This is a genomic window from Pseudonocardia oceani, from assembly GCF_019263585.2.
Taxonomy (GTDB): domain Bacteria; phylum Actinomycetota; class Actinomycetes; order Mycobacteriales; family Pseudonocardiaceae; genus Pseudonocardia; species Pseudonocardia oceani.
Window position 1 is genome coordinate 1,056,802 of record NZ_JADQDF010000001.1, and the last position, 21,422, is coordinate 1,078,223.

Consider the following 21,422-nt stretch of genomic DNA (forward strand, 5'->3'; position numbering starts at 1 on the left):
GCAGGAACCCATCACCGTGCAGCTCGCCGCTCGATGGCGGCGACCCGCTCGAGCACCTCCTGGGCGAGCTTGACGTGCGCCGCGTCCACCAGCTGTCCGTCAACCCCTGTCGCTCCCAGACCGTCCGCCTGCGCCACCGCGTAGGCGTCGAGGTTCCGGCGAGCTCGGGCGACCTCCTCGGTCGTGGGCGCGTACACGCGGTTGGCGACGTCGACCTGCGACGGGTGGATGGCCCATTTCCCGTCGAACCCGAGTGACGCGCTGCACCGTGCGTCCTCCTCGTAGCCGGCGGCGTCCCGGTAGTCCGGGTACGGCGCGTCCAGGGCGAGGACACCTCCCACCCGCGCTGCCGTGAGCACCTGCATGCGCGCGAAGTGCCAGAAGTCCCCGGGGTAGGCATCACGCGGGCGGAAGTTGGTGTCGACCCTCGCCCGCTGGGAGACCGACAGGTCACCGGCCCCGAAGATCAGCGCGTCGAGGCGGTCGCTCGCCGTGGCGATCTCCTCGGCGTGCGCCACGCCGGCGACGTCCTCGATGAGCACCTCCAGGCGTATCCGCTCGGTGAGGCCGAGCGTCTCCTCGAGCTGGGTCAGCAGCACGTCCACCCACCACACGTCGCGGGCTGCCGTCACCTTCGGGACGATGATCGTGTCCAGGCTCTCCCGCGCGCCCGTGACGACCTCGATGACATCGCCGTACGCCCAGCGGGTGCCGACCCCGTTCATGCGGATCGCCCGTGTGGTCGCGCCCCAGTCGAGTTCGGTCAGCGCCCGCACGGCCTTGCCCCGGGCCACCTCACGCTGAGCCGGCGCCACCGCGTCCTCGAGGTCGAGGAACACGAGGTCGGCGCCCGATGCCGCGGCCTTCGCGAACATGCGGTCGTTGGTGGCGGGGGTCGCCAGTTCGGACCGGCGGAGCGGAGCGTCCATCAGCGCGTCAGACGACATCGGCTGCTCGCAACGCCGCCAGCTCGGACTCGGACACGTCCGCGAGCTCGGCGAGGACCTCCGCGGTGTGCGCGCCGAGGGCGGGACCGAGCGTGTCGAGGATGCCGGCGTGGCCGGAGAACCTCGGGACGGGCGTCTGCACGGTCATCTCTCCGAGGTCGGGGTCCGCCATCCGGCGGAACACTGCACGGGCCCGCATCTGGTCGTCCTCCAGCAGGTCCGAGACGTCGTACACCGGCGCGGCCGCGATCTCCTCGCGCTCGAAGACGGCCATGGCATCGGCCAGCGTCCGCCCGGCGACCCACTCGGCCACCACCTGGTCCACCTCGGGTGCCCGGGCCAGCCTGCGCTGGGCATCGGAGAAGTCCGGATCCTCGACGAGGTCGGCGCGGCCGATCGCCCGGAACACCCGCATCGCGACCGTCGGCGCGCTGCCCGACATCGCGAGCCACCGGCCGTCCTTGGTGCGGTAGGTGTTGCGGGGGGCCGAGATGTCCCACCGGTTGCCCGCCCTCGCCGGGACGGCGCCGGTCTGGTCGTAGGTCAGCAACGACTGCTCCAGGAGCCTGGCCAGCGGGTCGATCAGGTTGACGTCGATCAGCTGCCCACCACCGTCGTGCACGTCGCGGTGGTAGAGCGCCACCATGACCGCGTAGGCGGCGTTCAGCGACGCGACGCCGTCGGCGAGCATGAACGGCGGCAGGGTCGGTGGGCCGTCCGCCTCCCCGGTGACGTGCGCGAACCCGCTCATGGCCTCACCGAGGGTGCCGAACCCGGGGCGTTCCGCCTTGGGACCGCTCAGCCCGAAGCCGGTCACGTGCAACATCACCAGCTGCGGGTTGAGCTGCCGCAGGTGCGTGAAGTCCAGGCCCCACCGCCGCAGCGTCTGCGGCCGGGCGTTCGCGACGACCACGTCGCAGCGCATCGCCATGCGCCGCACCAGGGCCTGACCCTCGGCCCGCCGCAGGTCGACCGTCACGGACCGCTTGTTGCGGCTGACGCTCTTCCACATCAGGCCGACGCCGTTGCGCTGTGCACCCCACCCCCGGATCGGGTCACCGCCCTGCGGTTGCTCGATCTTGATCACGTCGGCGCCGAACTCGCCGAGGTAGGTGGCAGCGAGCGGCGCGGCCGCGAGCGAGGCCATGTCGAGCACCCGCACCCCCCGCAGCATGGTGCTGGGCGGCGGTGCCGCGTCCTGCTCAGGCATCGACCCCCACCTCGCTCCGGGCGAAGACGCTGGTCGGGCGGTCCAGCCCGAGGTGCTCCCGCAGGGTCGTCCCCGTGTACTCGTCCCGGAAGACCCCACGCCGGCGCAGCTCCGGAACCACCATCCTGACCACGTCCTCGAAGGCACCGGGGAAGTGGGTGGCCGCCAGCACGAAGCCGTCGCAGGCCTCCGAGCGGAACCACTCCTCCATCTGGTCGGCGACCTGGGCCCCGGTGCCGACGAACCGCGGTCCCTGCAGCAGCGTCGCCCGGTGGTTGGCGAGGGTGCGCAGGGTCAGCTGCTGCGCCCCCACATGGCGTCGCACACCCTGCACGAGTCCGCGGATACCCGACACGGAGTCGATCAGCTCGTCGGTGACCACGTCGTCGAGGGCGTGCCCGGAGAAGTCGTGGTTGGTGACCTCGGACAGCAGTGCCAGCGACGCCGTCGGGTGGACCAGGCGATCGAGGAAGATCTCCTCCTTCTCCCGCGCGATGGCCTCGGTCTCCCCCACGACCGTGTACGCCATGGGCAGCACACGGACGGCCTGCGGGTCACGCCCCTCCTCCGCCACCAGCTGCTTCTGAGCACGGTAGTGCTCCAGGGCGATCTCACGGCTGGGGTCCGCCGTGAAGATCAGGTCGGCCCACCTCGCGGCGAAGGCCATCCCCCGCCCCGACTGGCCGGCCTGGATGATCGGCGGCCTGCCCTGCGGCGGCCGGGGCACCGTGAGCGGTCCCTGCACGTCGAAGTACGCGCCTGCGTGGGCGAGCTCGTGCACCTTCTCGGGGTCGGCGAAGATGCCCGACTCCCGGTCCATGACCAGGGCGTCGTCCTCCCACGAGTCCCACAGCCGCGTGACGACGTCGATGAACTCTTCCGCCCGGTCGTAGCGCGCGTCGTGACCGAGGTGCTGGTCGACGCCGAAGTTGCGCGCCTCCGCGTCGTTGACGGAGGTGACCACGTTCCACGCCGCCCGGCCGCCGCTGAGGTGGTCCAGCGTCGCGAAGCTGCGAGCCACGTGGAACGGGGGGTAGTACGTCGTCGAGTAGGTCGCTCCGAGACCCAGGTGCGACGTGGCCGCGGCCGCCGCTCCGAGCACCGCCATCAGATCGAGCTTGACCGGGCGTGCTCCGTACCGGACCGCCTCGTCCGGGGAACCCCCGTAGATCGAGGGCATGGCCAGGCGGTCGTCGAAGAACATCAGGTCGAACGTCCCCTCCTCGAGGACCCTGGCGATGCGCTGGTAGTAGCGCAGGTCCAGGAAGTCCGGAGCGGCGCTCGGGTACCTCCAGGATCCGGAGTAGACGGACACGTTCGACGCCTGCATGAAGGCGACCAGCGTCATCTGACCGCGATCCCTCGTCATGGGAGCTCCTCTCCACGCTGCGAGGCGTGACGTATCAGGTTGATGCCTGATATATTGAACCTCGAACGCGGCCGGGTCAACCCGTGCCTACGACGACGGAGGTGCGGATGGATCCCCACGGTCAGCGGGCCGGCCCCGCGGAGGGGCTGGAGGGCCCGTGGGTCGTCGGCGCTCCGGACCTCCGGCCGGCGGAGACGACCCGGGGGCGCATCACCCAGCGCCTGCGCGACGAGATTCTGATGGGCGACCGGAGAGCCGGGGACCGCATCGACCTCGACCTCGTCGCGGCGGAGTGCGGCACGAGCCGGACCCCGGTCAGGGAGGCGTGCCTCGCCCTGATGGGCGAAGGACTGGTCCGGGTCACCCCCCGCAGCGGCGTGCACGTGCTCGGCATCGGGCAGCGCGAGATTCTCGACTCGTTCACGCTGATGGCCCGCCTGGCGGGCATCGCGGCGGAGTGGGCGGCAGAGCGCGCCAGCGCCGAGCAGCTCGGCCGCATCGCCGACCTCGAGTCGGCGACCGCTCGCGCGGCCGCCGACGGCGGCGACCTGGCCGAGCAGAACTGGCGGTTCCACGCCGAGATCAACCGCGCCTGCGCGTCCCCCCGTCTCGCGGCTCTGCTCGTCGACGTCGGCCGGATGATCCCCCGCAGCTTCTTCGACCTCTTCCCCGAGCACGTGCCGTGCTCCCTGGCCGAGCACCAGGACATCGTGCGCGCCCTGTTCCGCCGGGACGGCCCGGCCGCTCGCTCGGCCACCGAACGCCACTTCGACGGTGCCGCGGGGCTGCTCCGGTCCCGGCTGACGCCGCACGACGACGCGCCGGGCACCCCGCCCGGCCCGACCCTGGGAGGAACCGCGTGACCACGCAGCACCAACCGGCGACACCGGACACGATCATCGTGGCCGGGCACGACCTCGTCGACGAGCTGATCGGGAAGTGGCGCTTCGCCGACGTCGTCAGCCTGATGCTGACCGGTGGCGCAGCGCCGTCACCCGGGGAGTCGACCATGATCGACGCGATCCTCGTGACGTTCGCCGACCACGGCGTGACGCCCAGCTCGATCGCGGCGCGCCTCACCCTGCTCGGTGCGCCGGAGTCCTTCCAGGCAGCTGTCTCCGCCGGCCTGTGCGGTGCGGGGACGCACTACCTCGGCACGATGGAGGAGACCGCGCGACTGCTGCAGCGGGAGGTCGCCGCCGGGTCGGACGCGACCCCCTCCGAGCGAGCCCGCGCGATCGTCACCGCCGCTCGTCAGGCTCGGACCCCGATCCCGGGCCTCGGTCATCCCGAGCACAAGCAGGGCGACCCACGCACCCCGGCACTCCTCGCACTCGCCGAGCGCGGGGGCCTCCGCGGCGCGCACGTGGACACCCTGATGCAGATCCCGACGGCGCTGCAGGAGGCCGGCGGGCCGTGGCTGCCGGTCAACGCCGCCGGGATCACCGGTGCCATCGTGTCCGACATGGGCCACCCGCCGACCTTCGGTCGGGGCCTGGCGATCATCGCTCGCGCCGCCGGGCTGGTCGGCCAGCTGCTCGACGAGCAACGGGCCCCGTCCGCGCAGGGCCTGTGGGACGCGCTGCGGAAGAACCCCACCTCCGTCGAGGCGGGATCGTGACCGCCACCCGCCCCACCACCGTCTCGTCGGCCGGACCTCTGCTGGCCGGACGCACCGCCGTCGTCACCGGCGCGGCATCGGGGATCGGCCTCGCGATCGCGCGGACGCTGAGCTCGCACGGTGCCGCCGTGGTCGTCGCCGACCTCGACGGGGCCGCAGCCGCCCTCGCCGCCGACGACATCACCGAGTCGGGAGGCACCGCGACGGCGGTCGAGGTGGATGTCACCGACGAGCGCCGCGTGCAGACGATGGTGGACCACGCCGTCGAGACCTACGGCGGTCTGCACGTCCTCGTCAACAACGCCGGCATCACCCGGGACGCCTCACTGCCGAAGATGTCGCTCGACCAGTTCCGCGCCGTCGTCGACGTCCACCTGCAGGGAGCCTGGCTCGGCACACGCGCCGCTGCGGCTGCCATGCGCGAGGGCGGCGGCGGGAGCATCGTGATGATCTCCTCGACCTCGGGGAAGACCGGCGTCTTCGGCCAGACCAACTACAGCGCGGCGAAGGCCGGCATGGTCGGGTTGGCGAAGGCGGCGGCACGGGAGGTCGCCCGGCACGCGATCCGGGTCAACGTCGTGCAGCCGGGGCTGGTGCGCACGCCCATGACCGAGGCACTGACCCCGGAGGTGTGGAGGCAGAAGGTGTCCGAGGTTCCTCTCGGGCGCGCCGGTGAACCAGCGGAGATCGCCGACGCGGTCCTGTTCCTCGCCAGTGACCTGTCCAGCTATGTGACGGGAACCGTCCTCGAGGTCCACGGGGGGCGGTCGATGTGATCGACCTCGTGACGCCGCCGTCGCTCCAGGACGCTCTGCACACGGGCCTTCAGGCGGTCCGCGCCGGGAACCCGGTCATCCTCATCGGCGGCGATCGGCTCCCGGCGGACGTGCTGCTGCCTGCTGCGGCCGCCGATCCGGCAACCATCGCCTGGATCGTCCGGCACACGTCCGGGCTGCTGTGCGCACCGATGCCGCCCGGTCGGGCCCGCGCCCTCCGACTGCCGCCGATGACCGCCGACGGGGAGAGCCATCAGTCGGTTCCTGCTGTGACGGTCGACGCCGCAGCCGGGATCACGACCGGTATCAGCGCTGCCGACCGGACGCGGACCCTCCGCGTCCTCGCCGACCCCGGGGCGGTGCCCGAGGACCTCGTCCGACCTGGGCACGTCATCCCGCTCATCGCGGGCGGCACGGGGTCGGGACGCGCCGAATCGGCGGTGGGTCTGCTGGGCCTGGCCGGGCTGCCCGAGGTCGGCGTGCTCGCCGAGCTCGTCGATGCCCGGGCCGAGCTCCTCGACACTCCTGCCGCCGTGTCTCTGGCCGGCACGCTCGGGCTGCGGGTCATCGACCGACGGGCCCTGACGCCGTCGTGCACCGATCGCTGTCCGACCTGCCGCGCAGCACTCGCGATGCCGCGGTTCTGACCAACTGCCCGTCCGGAGGCCACCGATGTCATCACGACCCGTGTCACCCGATGAGCTCACCCGCGCCCGGACGGTGCGTGCGCACGCCCATCACCAGGTCGATCCCGGCCAGGACGGCCGCGAGTTCCGCAGGGTCCTCGGCAGCTTCTGCTCCGGCATCACGATCCTGACCGCGAGCGTCGACGGCGAACCCGTGGGGATGACGTGCCAGTCCTTCTTCAGCGTCTCCCTCGACCCTCCCCTCGTCTCCTTCTGCGTCAGCCGTTCGTCGACGACCTACCCGGTTCTCCGCGAGGCGGACGGTTTCGTCGTGAACGTGCTCGGCACCGACCAGGAGCTGCTGAGCTCGCACTTCGCGGCTCGCGGGGCGGACCGGTGGACAGGCGTGGACTGGAGTCCGAGCTCCATCACCGGGAGTCCTGTTCTGGCAGACTCCCTGGCAGTTCTGGACTGCGCCGTCGACGCCGAGATCGCGGCGGGCGACCACATCCTCGTGGTGGCCCGGGTGCTCGGCATGCGCGCCCGGGACGACGCCGGACCGCTCCTCTACTACCGCGGTGCCTATCGCCGCCTGCACGACGCTGTGAGACCGACCGGAGCAGCAGCGCTGAGAAGAGGAGGAGCCGAATGACCACCGACGGCCCGGATGATCCCGTCGTCGACCTCCCCCTCGCCGGGATGCGGGTCGTCGAGATCTCGTCCTTCGTCGCCGCCCCTCTCGGCGGGATGACACTCGCGCAGCTCGGCGCCGACGTCATCCGGATCGATCCGCTCGGCGGCGCACCCGACCACCACAGATGGCCCCTCGCACCGTCCGGCACGTCGTTGTACTGGGCGGGCCTCAACAAGGGGAAGAAGTCGGTCTCCGTCGACTTCCGGTCCGCCGAGGGGCGCGAGCTGGTGGCCCGGCTGGTGGCCGGATCCGGGCCCGGCGGAGGGATCGTGCTCACCAACGCGGTCGGACGCGACTGGCTGCGCTACGAGGCGCTCGCCGCCCATCGGCGCGACCTCATCCACGTCCAGATCGAAGGCCACCACGACGGGACACCGGCCGTCGACTACACCGTGAACGCGGCCGTCGGCTTCCCGATGGTCACCGGCCCCGAAGGGCACGCGGATCCGGTGAACCACGTCCTGCCCGCATGGGACATCGCGTGCGGGCTCTACGCAGCCCTGGGAATCCTCGCGGCCGACCGTCGCCGGCGGATCACCGGTGTCGGGCAGCGCATGAGCGTCGCGCTCTACGACGTCGCCCTCGCCGCGGCGGGCAACCTCGGCTTCCTCGCCGAGGCGCAGGTCGGACGGATCGTCCGCAAGCGGTACGGCAACTACCTCTACGGCGGCTTCGCGCGGGACTTCGCCACGAAGGACGGCCGTCGCGTCATGGTCGTAGCCCTGACCGCCCGCCACTGGGCCGACCTGTTGACCGCGACCGACCTCGTCGACGTGATCAGCGCCCTGGAGACGAGCCTGGGTACCGACTTCTCGAACGAGGAGGACCGGTTCGAGTACCGCGAGGTGCTCGCCGGGCTGTTCTCGAGGTGGTTCGCCCGCAACGACCTGGCTGCGGTGGAAGCGGCGCTGCAGGGAACGTCACTGCTGTGGTCCACGTACAGCACGTTCTCGGAGCTCGTCGGTGATGCCGCAGCCGAACCCGGTGCGACGGGGCCGGCCGGGATCGCCGCCAATCCGATGATGCACCTCATCGATCAGCCGGGTGTGGGCCCGCATCTCGCACCCGGGCTGCCGGTGACACTGGCCGGGATGGACCGCAAGCCCGACCGGGCGCCCGTACTGGGCGAAGACACGCTCCCGGTGCTGTCGGGACTGGGGTTGTCCGACGGCGAGCTCGCCGATCTGCTGGAACGTCGTGTCATCAGCGCCGGGCGAGCTCGTGCGGAAGGTCACTGATACGGCTGACACCCGTGCTCCACGGCCAGGCCGCATTCCCCATTCGCCATCCGGCCTGGACCCCCTCATCGCGTACGTCCCCCGCTTCGGAGTCAGGCCACGGGATCGCGCAGGATCGTGCGCAGAGCGTCCTGCGGGGTGTCGCGCGTGAAGCCGTCGAGGTGGATCTCGTGGTGGGCGCCGCTGCGGCGAAGGCCCAGCTCCCGGGCGAAGGACCCCAGTCGTCCGAGCGTGGCGAACTCCTCCGCGAACGGGCCGCGGTGCAGGACCTGCACGACCTCCTGCTCGGCCGTGGTGTGCAGCTCGATGCGGTCCTCGCTGCGGTCCGAGCTGCTGGCTGCGCGAGTGCGCGCCGCCGCCACGTCGTCGGGCGAGGTGTCGTCGGGAACGACGGCGAGAACGCGGTAGAGCAGCGACGGAACGGGGTTGACGGAGTAGAAGTCGGCGATCTCCACCGGGATCGACCCCGCCGGGTACCAGTACCGGATCTCGATGACCGGTTCCTCGCCCCCGTCGACCTGGCGGGCGATGTCGCCGATGAGGGCCTTCTTCCGGTAGAACTCCTCGGTCCCGGGTGAACCGGATCCCTGGATCGACACGTACGTCGCGGCCGGGCTGCGGACGTGCTCGGGTTCATCCGCTGCATGCAGGTGAGGTGTGACGAACATTCTTGTTGCGCCTTCCGCTGGCGAGCTGAGGGTCCGGAGGTCGGTGACGACGGTGCCGTGACTCCGCGGGCCGTCACCGGTGTCCCTGAATGTATCAGGAGCGAGTACATATAGGTGATGCGCAGAAACACGGAGGAACACCCGGTGGGGCAGCTCGACGGCAAGATCGCTCTCGTGACCGGCGGGACCGCCGGGATCGGCCTGGCGACCGTTCGGCGGTTCGCCGCCGAGGGCGCCAAGGTCTACTTCACCGGTCGGCGCCAGGACGCGGTCGACGAGGCCGTGGCGAGCATCGACGGGAACGTGGTCGGGATCGCCGGGGACGTCGCCGACCTCGCGGCCCTGGACCGCGTGTTCGCCGCCATCGCCGATCGCGACGGCACGCTCGACGTCCTGGTCGCGAACGCCGGCAGCGGCACGCTGACCGCCCTCGGGGACATCACCGAGGAGCTGTTCGACTCGACCTTCGGAGCGAACGTGAAGGGCCTGGTCTTCACCGTCCAGAAGGCGCTCCCGCTGCTGTCGGACGGCGCGGCGATCGTGCTGGTCGCCTCGATCTCCGGGATCACGGGTTCGGCCGGCATGAGCCTCTACGCGGCCACCAAGGCCGCCGTCCGCAACTTCGCGCGCTCCTGGGCGGCGGAACTCGCCCCCCGGCGCATCCGGGTCAACACGCTCAGCCCCGGCCAGGTCGCCACCCCCGGGCTGACGAGGCTCGCGAACCAGCTCGGCGACGACGTCGAGCACTTCGGCGACCTGCCGCCGCTCGGTCGGATCGGTGACGCCGCCGAGATCGCCGGCGCCGCCGTGTTCCTGGCAGCGGCCGACACGGCCTACATGACAGGCTCGGACCTGGTCCTCGACGGCGGTGCGACACTCTGACGACGGCCGTACCCGCGGGTACGCACGAGCGCGATCGGGGAGGTGCTGACGTGTCCGAACAGCGGAGGCCTCGGGGCGGCCTCGGCGACTTCCTCAGGGCACACCGTGGGCGGCTCGACCCGCACGACCTCGGGCTCGTCACACACGGCCGCCGACGGGTCGCGGGCCTGCGCCGGGAGGAGGTGGCCGTGCTGGCCGGGGTCAGCAGCGACTACTACACCCGACTCGAACAGGACCGGGAACGGAATCCGTCGGCGTCGGTGCTCGACGCGATCGGGCGCGCGCTGCGGCTGGCACCGGAGGCCCGCGAGCACCTCTACCGGCTCGCAGGTCTCCATCCCCGGCTGGGCCCGGACACCCGGTACGACCAGGTACACCCCGCGTTGCGTCAACTGCTCGACGCCTTCCCCACGTCGGCCGCCTATGTGCTCGGCCCCGCCTTCGACGTTCTCGCCACCAATCCGGTCGCCGCCGCGTTGCTCTCCCCGTTCGACGGTTCCACGAACATGGTCCGGATCCTCTTCGGTCATCCCGAGGCCCGGACGGTGTTCGTCGACTGGCTCGAGGTGACCACGAGGACGGTGCACGCGCTGCGACTGCAGGCCGGGCGGTTCCCGAACGATCCGGGGATCCACGGGCTCGTGGAGGACATGCTCGAGGCCCACCCCGAGTTCCGGTCACTCTGGGAGGACCAGGTGGTCGGCGAGCTCACGCGGGCGTTCAAGGTCTTCGCCCATCCCGCCGCCGGGCGGATGGAACTGACCTACCAGACCTTCGACGTGCACGACGCCCCCGGCCAGCAGCTCCTCGTGGGGACCCCCACCCCGGGCAGCCGCAGCGCACAGGCCCTGGGCTACCTGGTCTCCATGCACGCCGGCTGAGCGCCGGGACGAGCCTGGGTGCGGCACACCCAGGCTCGCCCGGCCTCCCTCATCGGCGTGCGAGCGACCAACCTCGTGCACAACCGGATTGCCGACCGCACGGAGGAACTCGACATGTCGCTCACCGCCTACCGCACCCTCGGCCGCTCGGGCCTGCGCGCCAGTCCCCTCATCCTGGGCGCGATGAACGTCGACGACGGCAGCTGGGGCTCCGACCCCGAGACCCCGCATCTGATCCTGGACCGCTACCCCGACGCCGGCGGCAACTTCGTCGACACCGCCAACACGTACAACGCCGGCCAGTCCGAGGAGACCCTCGGGCAGTACTTCGCCCGCGATCCCGCTCGCCGAGGCCGCATCGTGCTCGCCACACTCTCGACCCCCGCCGACCTCGGCCCGGGCCGGAAGGATCCGCGCCGCGCCGAGGACGTCGCCGAGCTCGACGCCCTCACCGAGGCGCAACTGGACCACCCCCACGACATCACCCAGGCCATGATCGGGTTCCAGCAGGGCGACACCACCATCAACGGCCTCGGCGCGAAGGCCTTCCAGCGATGAGCGCGACGACACGGTTGTCGGAGCGACGGGTCGCCGAGTGGGTCGAGCGGTACGTGCACGCCTGGCGGACCGCGGACCCCGACGACATCGCAGCACTGTTCAGCCCGGACGCCGAGTACCACGAGTGGCCCTACGAGACGTCCCTGATCGGCCGCGACGCCGTCGTCGACGGCTGGCTTTCCCGTCAGCCCTGGCAGGAGGGCGGTTGGTCCTTCGACTGGTCCCTCCTGATGATCACCGGCGACACTGCGGCGATCAAGGGAACCGGCCGCTACACCGAACTCGGCACCTTCGACAACCTCTGGACCGTCACCTTCACCGAGGACGGGCGGTGCCGGATGTTCCGGATGTGGAACAACGAGACCGAGCCGTCCCACCGGATCCGGTAGCGAGCCGAGACAGGAGAACCGTGCCATGCCCTTCGCCGACGACCTCGTCAACGCCTCGACCGCCCTAGCGCTCACCTCGGCGATCGAAGCGACACTGCCGGCGGCAGCCCGCCTCCCGGCGCTGCGGGCCGCCGCTGCTCAGCTCGCCCCCGGGTCACCGCTTCCCCTCCGCGAGCGCAGCGACCTCCTCCGGGACGCGCTACTGGCGGACCTGCCGGGTGACTACGCCGCCTTCGACACCACGGTCCGGTGCGCCGCCGCGTCGACATCCTTCAGCGGCTGGCTCATCTGGCCGGTGACCGGCGCCGTCGTCGCCCGCGCCCTCGCGGAGGGCACGGACGAGGCGTTCGACGCGGCGCTGTCCCTGCTCGCCGACCTGACCGGCCGGCTCACCTCCGAGTTCGCCATCCGCGGCCTGCTGGACCACGACCTGGACCGGGCCGTGGGCCGGATCCTCGAGTGGACGTCCTCCCCCGACGTCCATGTCCGCCGACTGGCCTCCGAAGGCACGCGCCCCTTCCTGCCCTGGGCGGTGCGGGTGCCCACGATCCTGGCCCGCCCGGGCGCCACGGTTCCGATCCTCGACGCGCTGCGAGAGGACGACAGCGAGTACGTGCGCAGGTCGGTCGCCAACCACCTCAACGACCTCAGCCGCCAGGAGCCGGACCTCGCCGTCGAGATCGCCGCACGCTGGCTGGCGACGCCGGGACCGTCGACGGACAGGACGGTGCGCCACGGCCTGCGGACGCTGACCAAGCAGGGACACCCCGGCGCGCTGGGCCTGCTCGGCTACGCACCGGCCGTCGACGTGCACGTCGACGGTCCCCGGCTCGAGGCCACTGCGGTGCCGTTCGGCGGCTCACTCACCTTCAGCGCGACACTCACCAACACCGGCACCGCACCGGCCACGATCCTCGTCGACTACGTCGTGCACCACCGCAAGGCCAACGGCACCCGCACCCCGAAGACGTTCAAGCTCACCACGAGGACGATCGCCCCGGGCGAGACGCTCGAGCTCCGACGCACCCACTCGTTCCGCCCGATCACCACCCGCCGCTACCACCCCGGCGGCCACGCGATCGAGCTCCAGATCAACGGCGCCCGCACTCCGCCGGCCGATTTCGACCTGAGCGAGGACATCCGGGGCGGGTGACGCCACGGCCGATCACCCGGCTCCGGGGCGCGGCGCCGCGCGACCTGCGACCTGCATCTCGCCGGGGAACTCGGCCAGGGTGTCCGCCAGGACGTCCGCGATCGTGGTGCGCTCCAGGGAGCACCGCAGCGCCTCCTCCGCGTCCTGGTAGGCGCGCCCCAGCACCGCCTGGATGCCGTAGCCGACATAGCACTCGGCATCGGGCGATGCCGCGTGCAGGGCGAACACCTGCTCACCGCCGACCGCGAGGTACACGTCCCGGAGCGTGATCGAGTCCGGCTCGCGCGTGAGGACCCAGCCACCCCCGCGCCCCCGGCTGGCGGACACCAGGCCGGCCTCGCGCAGCTCCCCCAGAGCACGGCGGATCACCACCGGGTTGGTGTTGACGCTCGTCGCGATCCGCTGCGACGTGCCGATCTCCTTGTCGGTCCCCCTGCGATCGAAGGCCAACCAGGTCAGCACGTGAACCGCCACGCTCATCCGGCTGTTCGCACTCATCGGTCCCCCTCCGTGCCGGGCAGCCACATGTGGCCATCGTAACAACTTCTCCTACATATTGGAGAATGTAGCCGATCCAGTTACATTCGGCCGGAACCTCCGCCCCTCCCGCTCCCCTGGAGTCGACAATGTCCTCGCAGACCGCGCGCCGGCCCGCGGCACCCACCCCGGTGGTGCCGCGGCGCGGCGCGCTCGCACTGACCGCGGTCCTCGCGACCCAGCTCATGCTGCAGCTCGACGCCCAGGTGGTGACCGTCGCCCTGCCACAGGTCCAGCAGGAACTGGGCTTCACCGCAGCCGGACTGTCCTGGGTGCCCAACGCCTACGCGCTGGCCTTCGGCGGTTTCATGCTGCTCGGCGGCAGGCTCGGTGACATCATGGGCCGGGTCCGGGCGTTCGAGACAGGTACGGCCCTGTTCGCCCTCGCCTCCCTGGCCGCCGGCCTCGCCCAGGACCCCACGACGATGATCATTGCGCGGGTCGTGCAGGGCATCGGTGCCGCGGTCGCGGCTCCCAGCATCCTCGCGCTCATCACCGCCATGGCTCGGGACGAGGCAGCGCGTCGCCACGGCCTGGCCATGTTCACGGCGGCTTCGGCCGTCGGATCGTCCGTCGGACTGATCCTCGGCGGCGCGCTCACCGCATTCGCGTCCTGGCGCTGGGGCCTGCTGATCAACGTACCGATCGGGATCCTCGTCGTCCTCGTGGTGCACCGGCTCGTGCGGGAGACGGCCCGCGCTCGCGGCAGCATCGACGTCGCGGGAGCCGCCACCGCCACCGCGGGCTCGCTCTCGCTCGTCTACGGCTTCATCCACGCCGCCGAGGCGGGTTGGTCCTCCGCCTGGACCATCGTCTCCTTCGCCCTCGCCGTCCTGCTGCTCGCCTCGTTCGTCCTCGTCGAGCGTCGCGTCCGCCGGCCCCTCCTCGATCTGACGCTGCTGCGGCATCGCGGTCGCGCGGCCGCACTGGTGATCATGGGACTCATCGTGGGCGTCCACTTCGCCATGCTCTTCCTGCTGGTGCAGTACTTCCAGCGGGTGCTCGGCATGGGTGCACTCGTCGCCGGCGTGGCCTTCCTCCCCCTCACCTTCTCGGTCCTCGGCCTGACCCAGTTCGTGCCGTCCTTCATCCGACGGGTGGGGTCCGGCAGGCTCCTCGTTCTCGGCAGCCTGCTCGTGGCCGTCAGCTTCGTCTGGTTCGCCGCGCTCGACACCACCAGCACCTACTTCGGCGGGGTCTTCGTCGCACTGCTGCTGCACAGCATCGGCGTCTCGCTGGTCTTCACCCCCGCCACCGTCATGATCATGGAGGACGTCGCGGCCGAGCACACCGGATCCATGTCCGGTTTCCTGCAGATGGTCCAGCAGATCGGCGGCTCACTCGGGATCGCCGTGATCGTCGCGGTCTACGTCGGCGGAAGCCGACCCGGACAGTTCGTCCCCGGGCTCGCCCCGGCCTTCTCCGTCGCCGCAGCCATCGCCGCACTCGCGGTGCTCGCCGCACTGACCACCCTGACGGGCCGCCGACGCACCGCCGTGGTCACCCCGGCCGCGGCGTGACCGCCGGAACCCACCGCCACTCCACCCCAGCAGGAGCACCCCGTCGACACCCTCGCCACCGAGATCCCGCCGAGCCCGGACCACGACCGCTCGGGTGTAGAGCGAGCCGACGACGTACACCACCGCCCCTATCAGCAGCTACGGCAACACGATCAGCCCCGGAGGCCCCACGGATCCCGCCGGACACCGTCGTTTCGTGTCACGCGCCGTTCACGCACTCGGTCTCGGCGCAGCGCCCGCTCATCTGTGCGACGGACCGTCGCTCCTACTGCGGACGGTCGGCGTCCGAGCGAGGTTGCACGGCGAGCACAGTGACTCGACGGCGAGCATCGTCGACTCGGAGGATGATGCGATAGGTACCCTCGCCGGGCACTGTGCCGATCGTCCAGGGGTGGGCGCAGCCGTTCCCAACCCGATGTGGGTCGTCCAGCAGCGGCCCCACAACGAACTCGTACGCGGCGAGTGCCACGCTTTTCAGGGAGATGCTCAGCGAGCTGGCGGCGTGCGCTCGCCGAGATTGTCAAGGCGTAGCGGTCACCGCTCACGCCGAGCTGCGCCGCGCTCGCATCGCCGCTGAGAGAGTGTCCTCGCCCTCGCCGCGCGCAAGCTCAGCGTCAGCTTGGGCCAGCGTCCGCATTGTGGTCGCGTCGGACAAGATCGCAGCCGTCTCCTCCAGCGCGTCCAGGTCGTCGACAGCCACGAGGACGGCCGATGTACGGCCGTGTACCGAGACGATGACGCGCTCGTGCTGACTGCTCACGCGGCCGACCAACTCGCAGCGACCGCATTTCGGGCAGGTTCGGGTCCAGCAGTACGCAGTCGGCCCAGTTCAGACGCGGCTCGGCGGCAGCCAACGTCACGTGTTCGAGCAGGATCTCCCCGTGGCGGGCGGCCGGATCGTCATCGGCGTCGGAGACCAAATCGCGCACGAGGAGCGGATCCGCCGGATCGTCCTCGACCAACAGCACGCGCAAGGGCCGCGCATCCGGCACGGTGGCCGTCTGTCACCGGCGTGGAGGCTCCGTCACGCACCCTCCACTCAGCAACCTGCCCGTACCGTACTGAACCGCGATCGCCCTTCGGGTGGGACATCACCGCGCTCGGCCGACGCGTTTCCTGCCGCCGTCGTCCACACGCCCGTCGCCACTACCGAGGCGGGCTCGGCTCCGCCCGCGGGCGTTCACCGCCCGGCCCCGGCGTCCGGCGGCGGCAGGCTCCCCCACCCGGTCCCGGTCCCGGTCCCGGTCGGCGGGGCACGGTCCGTCCCGCGCAGCTGCGACGGTGCCCCGGGCGCAGGAGCGGCAATCGGCGGGCGACCGCCGCCGTCAGAGGCAGTCACGCGGCAGGCTGCGTTCCCAGGTGCGGGAGAACACCCGGTGGTCGCCCTCGAACGCATCGAGCTCGGCGTAGACCTCGAAGGTCGACGGTGTGCAGCTCAGCACGGTGCGGGACACGGTGCGGGTCTCCCACTCCCCGCGACAGAAGGACACCGACCACACCACGTCGCCGCGGGGCGAGGTGAAGTCCTCCGCGATGGACTCGTAGCGTTCCACCACACGCTGCGCGACGGTCAGGTCGATGTCGTCGTGACGGAGCACACCGCCGTCCTTGACGATCTCCAGGGCCGACCGGTAGCCGATCAGGTCCCGCGTGACGTTCCAGGCCGACTCGCCGGGCTCCAGTTGGGTGGTGGAGATCGGCGCCGCACCCTCGGGGTCCTCGAACGGACGCACCGGGCCGTCGTCGGGCTCGGCGCCCCGCCGCACCGGCAACACCAGTCGGCTGGCCCCGGTCTGCACGGAGAGCTCCGCCGGCTCCGGCGCGGGCCAGGCCAGCGGCCAGTAGGAGCTCGACAACGACAGCCTGATGCGGTGCCCCGGCGGGAACGTCTGGGCGACGCCGTTGAGCTGCAGCCGCACCCGGTAGCGGCGCCCCGGCTCGACGGGTCGGGGGTCGTCCCCGTCGCGGCGGGTGAGGTTGAGCAGCCCGTAGCTGACCCGGGTCGCCCGCCCGTCCGGCGCGACGTCGGAGAGCCGGGCCGCGACCATCGCGACGGGGCGGTCCGCGGCGATGTCGAGCTCCACGACCGGTGCGCCGAGGATCTCGCAGCGCTCGCGCAGCGGGCCGGTGTCGAACACCAGCGATCCGCCGTCCTCCTCACGCTGGTCGTAGGGCAGGTCCGGGGGCGCGTTGTAGGACGCCCACTTGCCGGCGAACTGCCCCACCGACAACGGCGACTGCAGGCCCAGCTCGTGTTCGGCCACATCGTCGCCAGGTTCGCCGATGCGGTGCGGCGCCAGCGGACGGGCGACCGGGGTGACGTGCGGGGAGGGCCAGCCCGGTTCGCCGACCCAGCGCCCCGGCCGCTCCTCGTAGGCGGTCGACGGGGGCACGCTGTCCTGCATCCAGGTCGTCAGCATCGGCCCGTCGTCGGCCCCGTTGTCGTCGTCCCGGAGCCAGCGGTCGAACCAGCGCACCACCTCCTGGAGGTAGCCGATGGCGGGCCCGGGCTGCCCGAGGTGGGGGTACTTGTGCGACCAAGGCCCGATCAGACCCTTGCGCGGGACGTCGAGGTGCTCCAGCGCCCGGAATACCGCGTTGGAGTATCCGTCCGCCCACCCGCTGGAGGCGAAGACGGGCACCTGCACGGCGGAGTAGTCCTCGCAGACCGAGGCGCGACGCCAGTAGTCGTCGCGCCTCTGGTGGGCGAGCCACTTGAGGATCCAGGGCTCGGCGGCGTCGAGGCGTTCGTGCCACATCTCCCGCCAGCGCTCGCCGACGACGGCCGGGTCCGGCGGCAGGGTGGAGTAGGCGAACATGGTGCCGGACTCGGCGAGGTTGTCCGAGAGCAGGCAACCGCCCATGTAGTGCATGTCGTCGGCGTAGCGGTCGTCGGTGAAGGAGGCGATGACCACCGCGCCGAGGCTCGGTGGACGGCGGGCGGCGACCTGCAGGCCGGCGAAGGCCCCCCAGGAGATGCCCATCATCCCGGTCCGGCCCGTGCACCAGGGCTGCTCGGCGAGCCAGCCGAGCGTGGCCTCGACGTCGCGGTGCTCCTGCTCGGTGTACTCGTCCAGCAGCACCCCGTCGGAGTCGCCGCTGCCGCGCAGGTCGACGCGCAGACACGCGTAGCCGTGCCCGGCGAGGTAGGGGTGATGGATCGAGTCCCGCACCGCGGTGAGGTCCCGGTGCCGGTACGGGATCGCCTCGAGCACCGCGGGGACGGGTTCCGCGACAGCGGACCTCGGGCGCCACAGCCGTCCGGAGAGCCGGCTCCCGTCGGGCATCGGGACCCAGACGTGTTCGGCCTCCCCGGTCTCGTACGGAAACGTCTCGCGAACGCGCATCAGGAGGACTCCTCCGCAGCCGTGTCCGCGAATTCGTAGCGCAGCCCCGCCACCACACGCTCGTACTTCTCGACCAGCTCGGCCTCGTCCCGGGCCCCCACGACGATGTCGGTGAGCTCGTAGCTGTAGCTGTCCTGCGCCGGGAGCTCCGAGAGCCGCTGTCCCTGCTCCGGGACCGGTCTGATCTGCACGCCGGGAACCTCCTTCTGCAGGCGAGCGATGTCCTCAGGGCTGGGACCGCGGACGAGCAGGCCGTCGCTGAACCGGCGGTGATACCACTTCGCGGCGATCCCGTACTCCCCCTTCCCGCGGGGCATGTCGGGATCGCGGCCCAGTGCGAGTTCGACCATCGCGTGGTGGTTCGCGATGCCGTCGACGTCGGCGAAGAGCAGGGCGTGCGACTGCGAGTGCCGAGGGTTGATCTCTAGGACGGAGACCGTCGTCGCCTCGGGATCACAGAAGAACTCGACGCTGAACGTCGTCCAGTCCAACCCGACCCGCTCGATGACCCGCTCGGTGACCTCGACCAGTCGCCGCTGCACCGGATCGGGCAGCTGAGACGGGTACTGGTGGCGCAGGAAGCTCGACCGCTGCGGATAGGTGATCGAGTCGAGCACTCCCTGCACGACCACCCGGCCGTCGTGCACATAGCCCTCGGTGGCGGCCCGCGCCCCGGTCAACGCCTCCTCGGCCAGGCACGCCTGCCCGCCGATCTCGGCGACCTCAGGCGGGAGATCGACCCGGGCCATAACTTCCTCGAAGGGCCGCCCGAGCCTGCCGACACCGGCCCGGATCTCTTCCACCGCGGCCCGGAACTGCTCGTCGTCGGCGACGTGGAAGGCCAGTTCCGACGAGTACGACTTCACGGGCTTGAGCCACACCGGGTAGCGCAGCCCGTCGGGCAGCCGCGGCTGCTCCTCGTCCAGGTCCACCAGGTCGAAGCCGGGCAGGTCGGGGACGACCTCGCGCTGCTCGAGGCGGCTCCAGTACTTGTGCTCGCACTTGACCACGGACTCCAGGCTCGACGCGTGCAGGCCGTGCCGCTGCGCGAGCAGGGGAACCAGCGTGCTGATCGGGAAGTCCCAGAACCCGACGATCGCGTCCACGGGGTGCGGCAGTGCGTCCAGCTCCCCGCCGGCACGCTCCAGGAGCTCGGCGACGGAGACCTCCCCCTCCTGCATCTGCTCCGGCCGGAGCAACGGCACGAAAGTCTGCCGCTCGTGGCCCGGCATCGCGCGCAACGTCGCCAGGTTCGCCTCGTCGGCCCCCAGCACGGCCACCGTCTCGTGATCCACCGGCGTTGTCGTCATGGCGATCGCGTGCCCGCCTCCGGGCCGGCGAAACGCGCGCCGCCCCGGGGCACCGCAGGCGCGGGACGATCCTCCTGCGGCCGCCGAGCCGACGTGGGGCTCCCGCTCCCTGAGAATCCGCCCCAGACGCGGTCGTGGAGGGAGACCTGGAAGCCGTCCGGACCGGCGAAGGTGAAGGTGAATGTCGACCGAAGGGGCGCAGGGCGGGCTGGTGGGCGCGGCAGGGTTCGAACCTGCGACCGCTCGGGTGTAAAGGGAGCCGACGGCGTACGCCACCGCCCCTACCAGCAGCTACGGCAACACGATCCGTCCCTGCAACCTCGTCAGGCACACCGGACACCGGCGTTTCGTGTCACGTAGGCCGTCGATGCGACGCCGCCGGAACACACCTGATCCGGCCCGTCCGCCGTACCATGGCGTCCGTGACGTTCGACAGGATCACCGTGGACCCCAACCTCATGGGCGGGGCCCCCACCATCCGCGGCCTGCGCATCCCGGTCGCCACTGTCGTGTCGATGATCGCCGACGGCATGACAGTCGAGGAGATCTGCACCGACCTCCCCGACCTCTCCCCTCCCGACGTCACCGAGGCCCTGCGCTACGCCGCCGAGGCCGTCCGCGAACGCCGGCTGCCGCTACGCCCCTCGGCGTGAGGCTCCTGCTCGACAACAACCTGTCACCACGGCTGATCGACATCATGTCGACCGGAGGCTGGGACGTCGTCCACGTCGCCTCGATGGGCCTGCGGGCGGCGAGCGACCGGGTCGTTCTCGAAGCGGCCAGGACCGACGACCGGATACTCGTCAGCGCGGACACCGACTTCGGCACTCTCCTGGCCACGTCGCACGCGCCCCACCCCTCCGTCGTACTCGTCCGTCGCGTGGCCGGCCGGCGCGTCGAGGAACTCGCCGGACTACTGCTCGCCAACCTCCCAGCGGTCGAGGACGACCTCCTGCGCGGATCGGTGGTCGTCATCGGCGACGACTCCATCCGGATCCGTTCCCTTCCGATCGACTGACGGCAGTGCCGCACCCGCGATCGGCACCACAAGTGATCCCACGCGCGCGAACACCGGGTGTCGAGTCCGACGAAACCGCTGGCCAGAGTGGTGGGCGCGGCAGGGTTCGAACCTGCGACCGCTCGGGTGTAAACCGAGAGCTCTTCCGCTGAGCTACGCGCCCGCCGGACCGGGGCCCGCGGGCCCCGGCACGGGTGTCACACGGCCGCGAGGGCCTTCTTCCAGGCGTCCTGGTCACGGGCCTCGCCGGGCCCGTTGACCTCGGCGAAGCGCACCACGCCGGTCTTGTCGACGAGGAACGTGCCGCGCAGGGAGAAGCCCGCGGCGTCGTTGAAGACGCCGTACTCCTGGGCCACCTTTCCGTGCGGCCAGAAGTCGGCCAGCAGCGGGAACTCGTAACCCTGGGCGTCGGCCCAGGCCTTGAGCGTGAACGCGTGGTCGACGGAGACGGCCAGGACCTGGACGTCGTCGTTCTGGAAGCTGGCCAGGTCGTCGCGGACCGCGCACAGCTCGCCGGTGCAGATGCCGGAGAACGCGAACGGGTAGAACACGACCAGGACGCTCTTCGCGCCGCGGAACGACGAGAGGGTCACCTCTTCGTTGTTCTGGTTCTTCAGGGTGAAGTCGGGGGCTTCGGTTCCCACCTCGGGCGCCATGTGTACGTGCCTCTCCAGAATT

Annotated in this window: 23 protein-coding genes and 1 tRNA gene; 14 read left to right on the top strand and 10 right to left on the bottom strand. The window is 71.3% G+C overall.

From position 1 onward, the window contains the following. Nucleotides 1-11: 11 nt before the first annotated feature. The 3 genes from I4I82_RS05305 to I4I82_RS05315 are packed head-to-tail and all read right to left on the bottom strand — an operon-like array spanning nt 12 to nt 3,526. Nucleotides 12-929 carry an HpcH/HpaI aldolase/citrate lyase family protein gene (locus I4I82_RS05305; RefSeq protein ID WP_218595358.1) on the bottom strand — a complete coding sequence of 306 codons (918 nt, stop codon included), beginning with the start codon at nt 927-929 and terminating at the stop codon, nt 12-14. Between the two features lie 7 nt (nt 930-936). Continuing rightward, nucleotides 937-2,157, bottom strand: coding sequence for a CaiB/BaiF CoA transferase family protein (locus I4I82_RS05310; RefSeq protein WP_218595359.1), 1,221 nt, complete (start codon nt 2,155-2,157; stop codon nt 937-939). After that, on the bottom strand, nt 2,150-3,526 hold the full coding sequence (locus I4I82_RS05315) for an LLM class flavin-dependent oxidoreductase (RefSeq protein WP_225920522.1): 1,377 nt from the start codon (nt 3,524-3,526) through the stop codon (nt 2,150-2,152). Before I4I82_RS05315 ends, I4I82_RS05310 begins: the two co-directional genes overlap by 8 nt. A 107-nt stretch (nt 3,527-3,633) precedes the next feature. On the opposite strand from I4I82_RS05315, the gene I4I82_RS05320 reads away from it, so the two are divergent. The 6 genes from I4I82_RS05320 to I4I82_RS05345 all read left to right on the top strand — a co-directional run bounded on the left by I4I82_RS05320 (nt 3,634) and on the right by I4I82_RS05345 (nt 8,481). Further along, the gene (locus I4I82_RS05320) at nt 3,634-4,389 is read left to right on the top strand and encodes a GntR family transcriptional regulator (protein WP_218595360.1); all 756 of its coding nucleotides are present in this window, start codon (nt 3,634-3,636) and stop codon (nt 4,387-4,389) included. Further along, nucleotides 4,386-5,147, top strand: a complete 762-nt coding sequence (locus tag I4I82_RS05325) for a citryl-CoA lyase (protein ID WP_218595361.1) — start codon at nt 4,386-4,388, stop codon at nt 5,145-5,147. The genes I4I82_RS05320 and I4I82_RS05325 overlap by 4 nt, the downstream gene beginning before the upstream one ends. Then, nucleotides 5,144-5,923, top strand: coding sequence for a 3-oxoacyl-ACP reductase FabG (fabG, locus tag I4I82_RS05330; protein ID WP_226369887.1), 780 nt, complete (start codon nt 5,144-5,146; stop codon nt 5,921-5,923). The genes I4I82_RS05325 and fabG overlap by 4 nt, the downstream gene beginning before the upstream one ends. 8 nt (nt 5,924-5,931) lie before the next feature. After that, nucleotides 5,932-6,570 carry a 3,4-dihydroxy-2-butanone-4-phosphate synthase gene (locus I4I82_RS05335; protein WP_218595362.1) on the top strand — a complete coding sequence of 213 codons (639 nt, stop codon included), beginning with the start codon at nt 5,932-5,934 and terminating at the stop codon, nt 6,568-6,570. Between the two features lie 73 nt (nt 6,571-6,643). Beyond that, nucleotides 6,644-7,201 (top strand): flavin reductase family protein, encoded by a 558-nt coding sequence (locus tag I4I82_RS05340; RefSeq protein ID WP_226369888.1) that lies wholly within the window; start codon nt 6,644-6,646, stop codon nt 7,199-7,201. After that, entirely contained in the window at nt 7,198-8,481 is a 1,284-nt protein-coding gene (locus tag I4I82_RS05345) for a CoA transferase (protein ID WP_218591619.1), read from the top strand. The genes I4I82_RS05340 and I4I82_RS05345 overlap by 4 nt, the downstream gene beginning before the upstream one ends. 92 nt (nt 8,482-8,573) lie before the next feature. On the opposite strand, the gene I4I82_RS05350 is transcribed toward I4I82_RS05345, so the two are convergent. Beyond that, the gene (locus I4I82_RS05350; RefSeq protein ID WP_372481143.1) at nt 8,574-9,080 is read right to left on the bottom strand and encodes a hypothetical protein; all 507 of its coding nucleotides are present in this window, start codon (nt 9,078-9,080) and stop codon (nt 8,574-8,576) included. 213 nt (nt 9,081-9,293) lie between these two features. Here I4I82_RS05350 and I4I82_RS05355 point away from each other — a divergent pair, with 213 nt between their 5' ends. From I4I82_RS05355 to I4I82_RS05375, 5 genes are read left to right on the top strand one after another with little or no spacing between them, the layout of a single operon-like run. Beyond that, on the top strand, nt 9,294-10,031 hold the full coding sequence (locus I4I82_RS05355) for an SDR family NAD(P)-dependent oxidoreductase (protein ID WP_226369889.1): 738 nt from the start codon (nt 9,294-9,296) through the stop codon (nt 10,029-10,031). 50 nt (nt 10,032-10,081) lie between these two features. Further along, complete coding sequence (locus tag I4I82_RS05360; RefSeq protein WP_218595364.1) at nt 10,082-10,912, top strand: helix-turn-helix transcriptional regulator; 831 nt, start codon at nt 10,082-10,084, stop codon at nt 10,910-10,912. A gap of 57 nt (nt 10,913-10,969) precedes the next feature. Next, the gene (locus tag I4I82_RS05365; protein WP_218595365.1) at nt 10,970-11,470 is read left to right on the top strand and encodes an aldo/keto reductase; all 501 of its coding nucleotides are present in this window, start codon (nt 10,970-10,972) and stop codon (nt 11,468-11,470) included. After that, a complete protein-coding gene (locus I4I82_RS05370) occupies nt 11,467-11,859 on the top strand; it encodes a nuclear transport factor 2 family protein (protein ID WP_218591622.1) in 393 nt (130 codons plus the stop codon). The genes I4I82_RS05365 and I4I82_RS05370 overlap by 4 nt, the downstream gene beginning before the upstream one ends. A 25-nt stretch (nt 11,860-11,884) precedes the next feature. Continuing rightward, entirely contained in the window at nt 11,885-13,012 is a 1,128-nt protein-coding gene (locus I4I82_RS05375; protein WP_218595366.1) for a DNA alkylation repair protein, read from the top strand. A 12-nt stretch (nt 13,013-13,024) separates the two neighbouring features. On the opposite strand, the gene I4I82_RS05380 is transcribed toward I4I82_RS05375, so the two are convergent. Then, a complete protein-coding gene (locus tag I4I82_RS05380; protein WP_218595367.1) occupies nt 13,025-13,510 on the bottom strand; it encodes an Rrf2 family transcriptional regulator in 486 nt (161 codons plus the stop codon). Between the two features lie 128 nt (nt 13,511-13,638). On the opposite strand from I4I82_RS05380, the gene I4I82_RS05385 reads away from it, so the two are divergent. Further along, nucleotides 13,639-15,069 carry an MFS transporter gene (locus I4I82_RS05385; protein WP_218595368.1) on the top strand — a complete coding sequence of 477 codons (1,431 nt, stop codon included), beginning with the start codon at nt 13,639-13,641 and terminating at the stop codon, nt 15,067-15,069. Between the two features lie 541 nt (nt 15,070-15,610). Here the strand turns inward: I4I82_RS05385 and I4I82_RS05390 are convergent. The 3 genes from I4I82_RS05390 to I4I82_RS05400 form a co-directional block, all read right to left on the bottom strand. Next, nucleotides 15,611-15,841 (bottom strand): type II toxin-antitoxin system Phd/YefM family antitoxin, encoded by a 231-nt coding sequence (locus tag I4I82_RS05390; RefSeq protein ID WP_225920523.1) that lies wholly within the window; start codon nt 15,839-15,841, stop codon nt 15,611-15,613. A 553-nt stretch (nt 15,842-16,394) separates the two neighbouring features. Then, a complete protein-coding gene (locus I4I82_RS05395) occupies nt 16,395-18,416 on the bottom strand; it encodes a CocE/NonD family hydrolase (protein WP_218595370.1) in 2,022 nt (673 codons plus the stop codon). Then, complete coding sequence (locus I4I82_RS05400; RefSeq protein ID WP_218595371.1) at nt 18,416-19,726, bottom strand: ATP-grasp domain-containing protein; 1,311 nt, start codon at nt 19,724-19,726, stop codon at nt 18,416-18,418. Before I4I82_RS05400 ends, I4I82_RS05395 begins: the two co-directional genes overlap by 1 nt. Before the next feature lie 413 nt (nt 19,727-20,139). On the opposite strand from I4I82_RS05400, the gene I4I82_RS05405 reads away from it, so the two are divergent. Then, a complete protein-coding gene (locus I4I82_RS05405; RefSeq protein ID WP_225920524.1) occupies nt 20,140-20,379 on the top strand; it encodes a DUF433 domain-containing protein in 240 nt (79 codons plus the stop codon). Continuing rightward, a complete protein-coding gene (locus tag I4I82_RS05410; RefSeq protein WP_218595372.1) occupies nt 20,376-20,744 on the top strand; it encodes a DUF5615 family PIN-like protein in 369 nt (122 codons plus the stop codon). Before I4I82_RS05405 ends, I4I82_RS05410 begins: the two co-directional genes overlap by 4 nt. An 88-nt stretch (nt 20,745-20,832) precedes the next feature. On the opposite strand, the gene I4I82_RS05415 is transcribed toward I4I82_RS05410, so the two are convergent. Continuing rightward, nucleotides 20,833-20,907: transfer RNA gene (locus tag I4I82_RS05415), tRNA-Val, on the bottom strand. Between the two features lie 34 nt (nt 20,908-20,941). After that, complete coding sequence (locus tag I4I82_RS05420; protein WP_218593017.1) at nt 20,942-21,400, bottom strand: peroxiredoxin; 459 nt, start codon at nt 21,398-21,400, stop codon at nt 20,942-20,944. Nucleotides 21,401-21,422: the final 22 nt, after the last annotated feature.

Coding starts and splice junctions, on each gene's coding strand:
- I4I82_RS05345 (WP_218591619.1), top strand. CDS start 7,198: ATGACCACCGACGGCCCGGATGATCCCGTCGTCGACCTCCCCCTCGCC.
- I4I82_RS05405 (WP_225920524.1), top strand. CDS start 20,140: ATGGCGTCCGTGACGTTCGACAGGATCACCGTGGACCCCAACCTCATG.
- I4I82_RS05395 (WP_218595370.1), bottom strand. CDS start 18,416: ATGCGCGTTCGCGAGACGTTTCCGTACGAGACCGGGGAGGCCGAACAC.
- I4I82_RS05315 (WP_225920522.1), bottom strand. CDS start 3,526: ATGACGAGGGATCGCGGTCAGATGACGCTGGTCGCCTTCATGCAGGCG.
- I4I82_RS05375 (WP_218595366.1), top strand. CDS start 11,885: ATGCCCTTCGCCGACGACCTCGTCAACGCCTCGACCGCCCTAGCGCTC.
- I4I82_RS05420 (WP_218593017.1), bottom strand. CDS start 21,400: ATGGCGCCCGAGGTGGGAACCGAAGCCCCCGACTTCACCCTGAAGAAC.
- I4I82_RS05400 (WP_218595371.1), bottom strand. CDS start 19,726: ATGACGACAACGCCGGTGGATCACGAGACGGTGGCCGTGCTGGGGGCC.
- I4I82_RS05305 (WP_218595358.1), bottom strand. CDS start 929: ATGGACGCTCCGCTCCGCCGGTCCGAACTGGCGACCCCCGCCACCAAC.
- I4I82_RS05370 (WP_218591622.1), top strand. CDS start 11,467: ATGAGCGCGACGACACGGTTGTCGGAGCGACGGGTCGCCGAGTGGGTC.
- I4I82_RS05385 (WP_218595368.1), top strand. CDS start 13,639: ATGTCCTCGCAGACCGCGCGCCGGCCCGCGGCACCCACCCCGGTGGTG.
- I4I82_RS05310 (WP_218595359.1), bottom strand. CDS start 2,157: ATGCCTGAGCAGGACGCGGCACCGCCGCCCAGCACCATGCTGCGGGGG.
- I4I82_RS05380 (WP_218595367.1), bottom strand. CDS start 13,510: ATGAGTGCGAACAGCCGGATGAGCGTGGCGGTTCACGTGCTGACCTGG.
- I4I82_RS05320 (WP_218595360.1), top strand. CDS start 3,634: ATGGATCCCCACGGTCAGCGGGCCGGCCCCGCGGAGGGGCTGGAGGGC.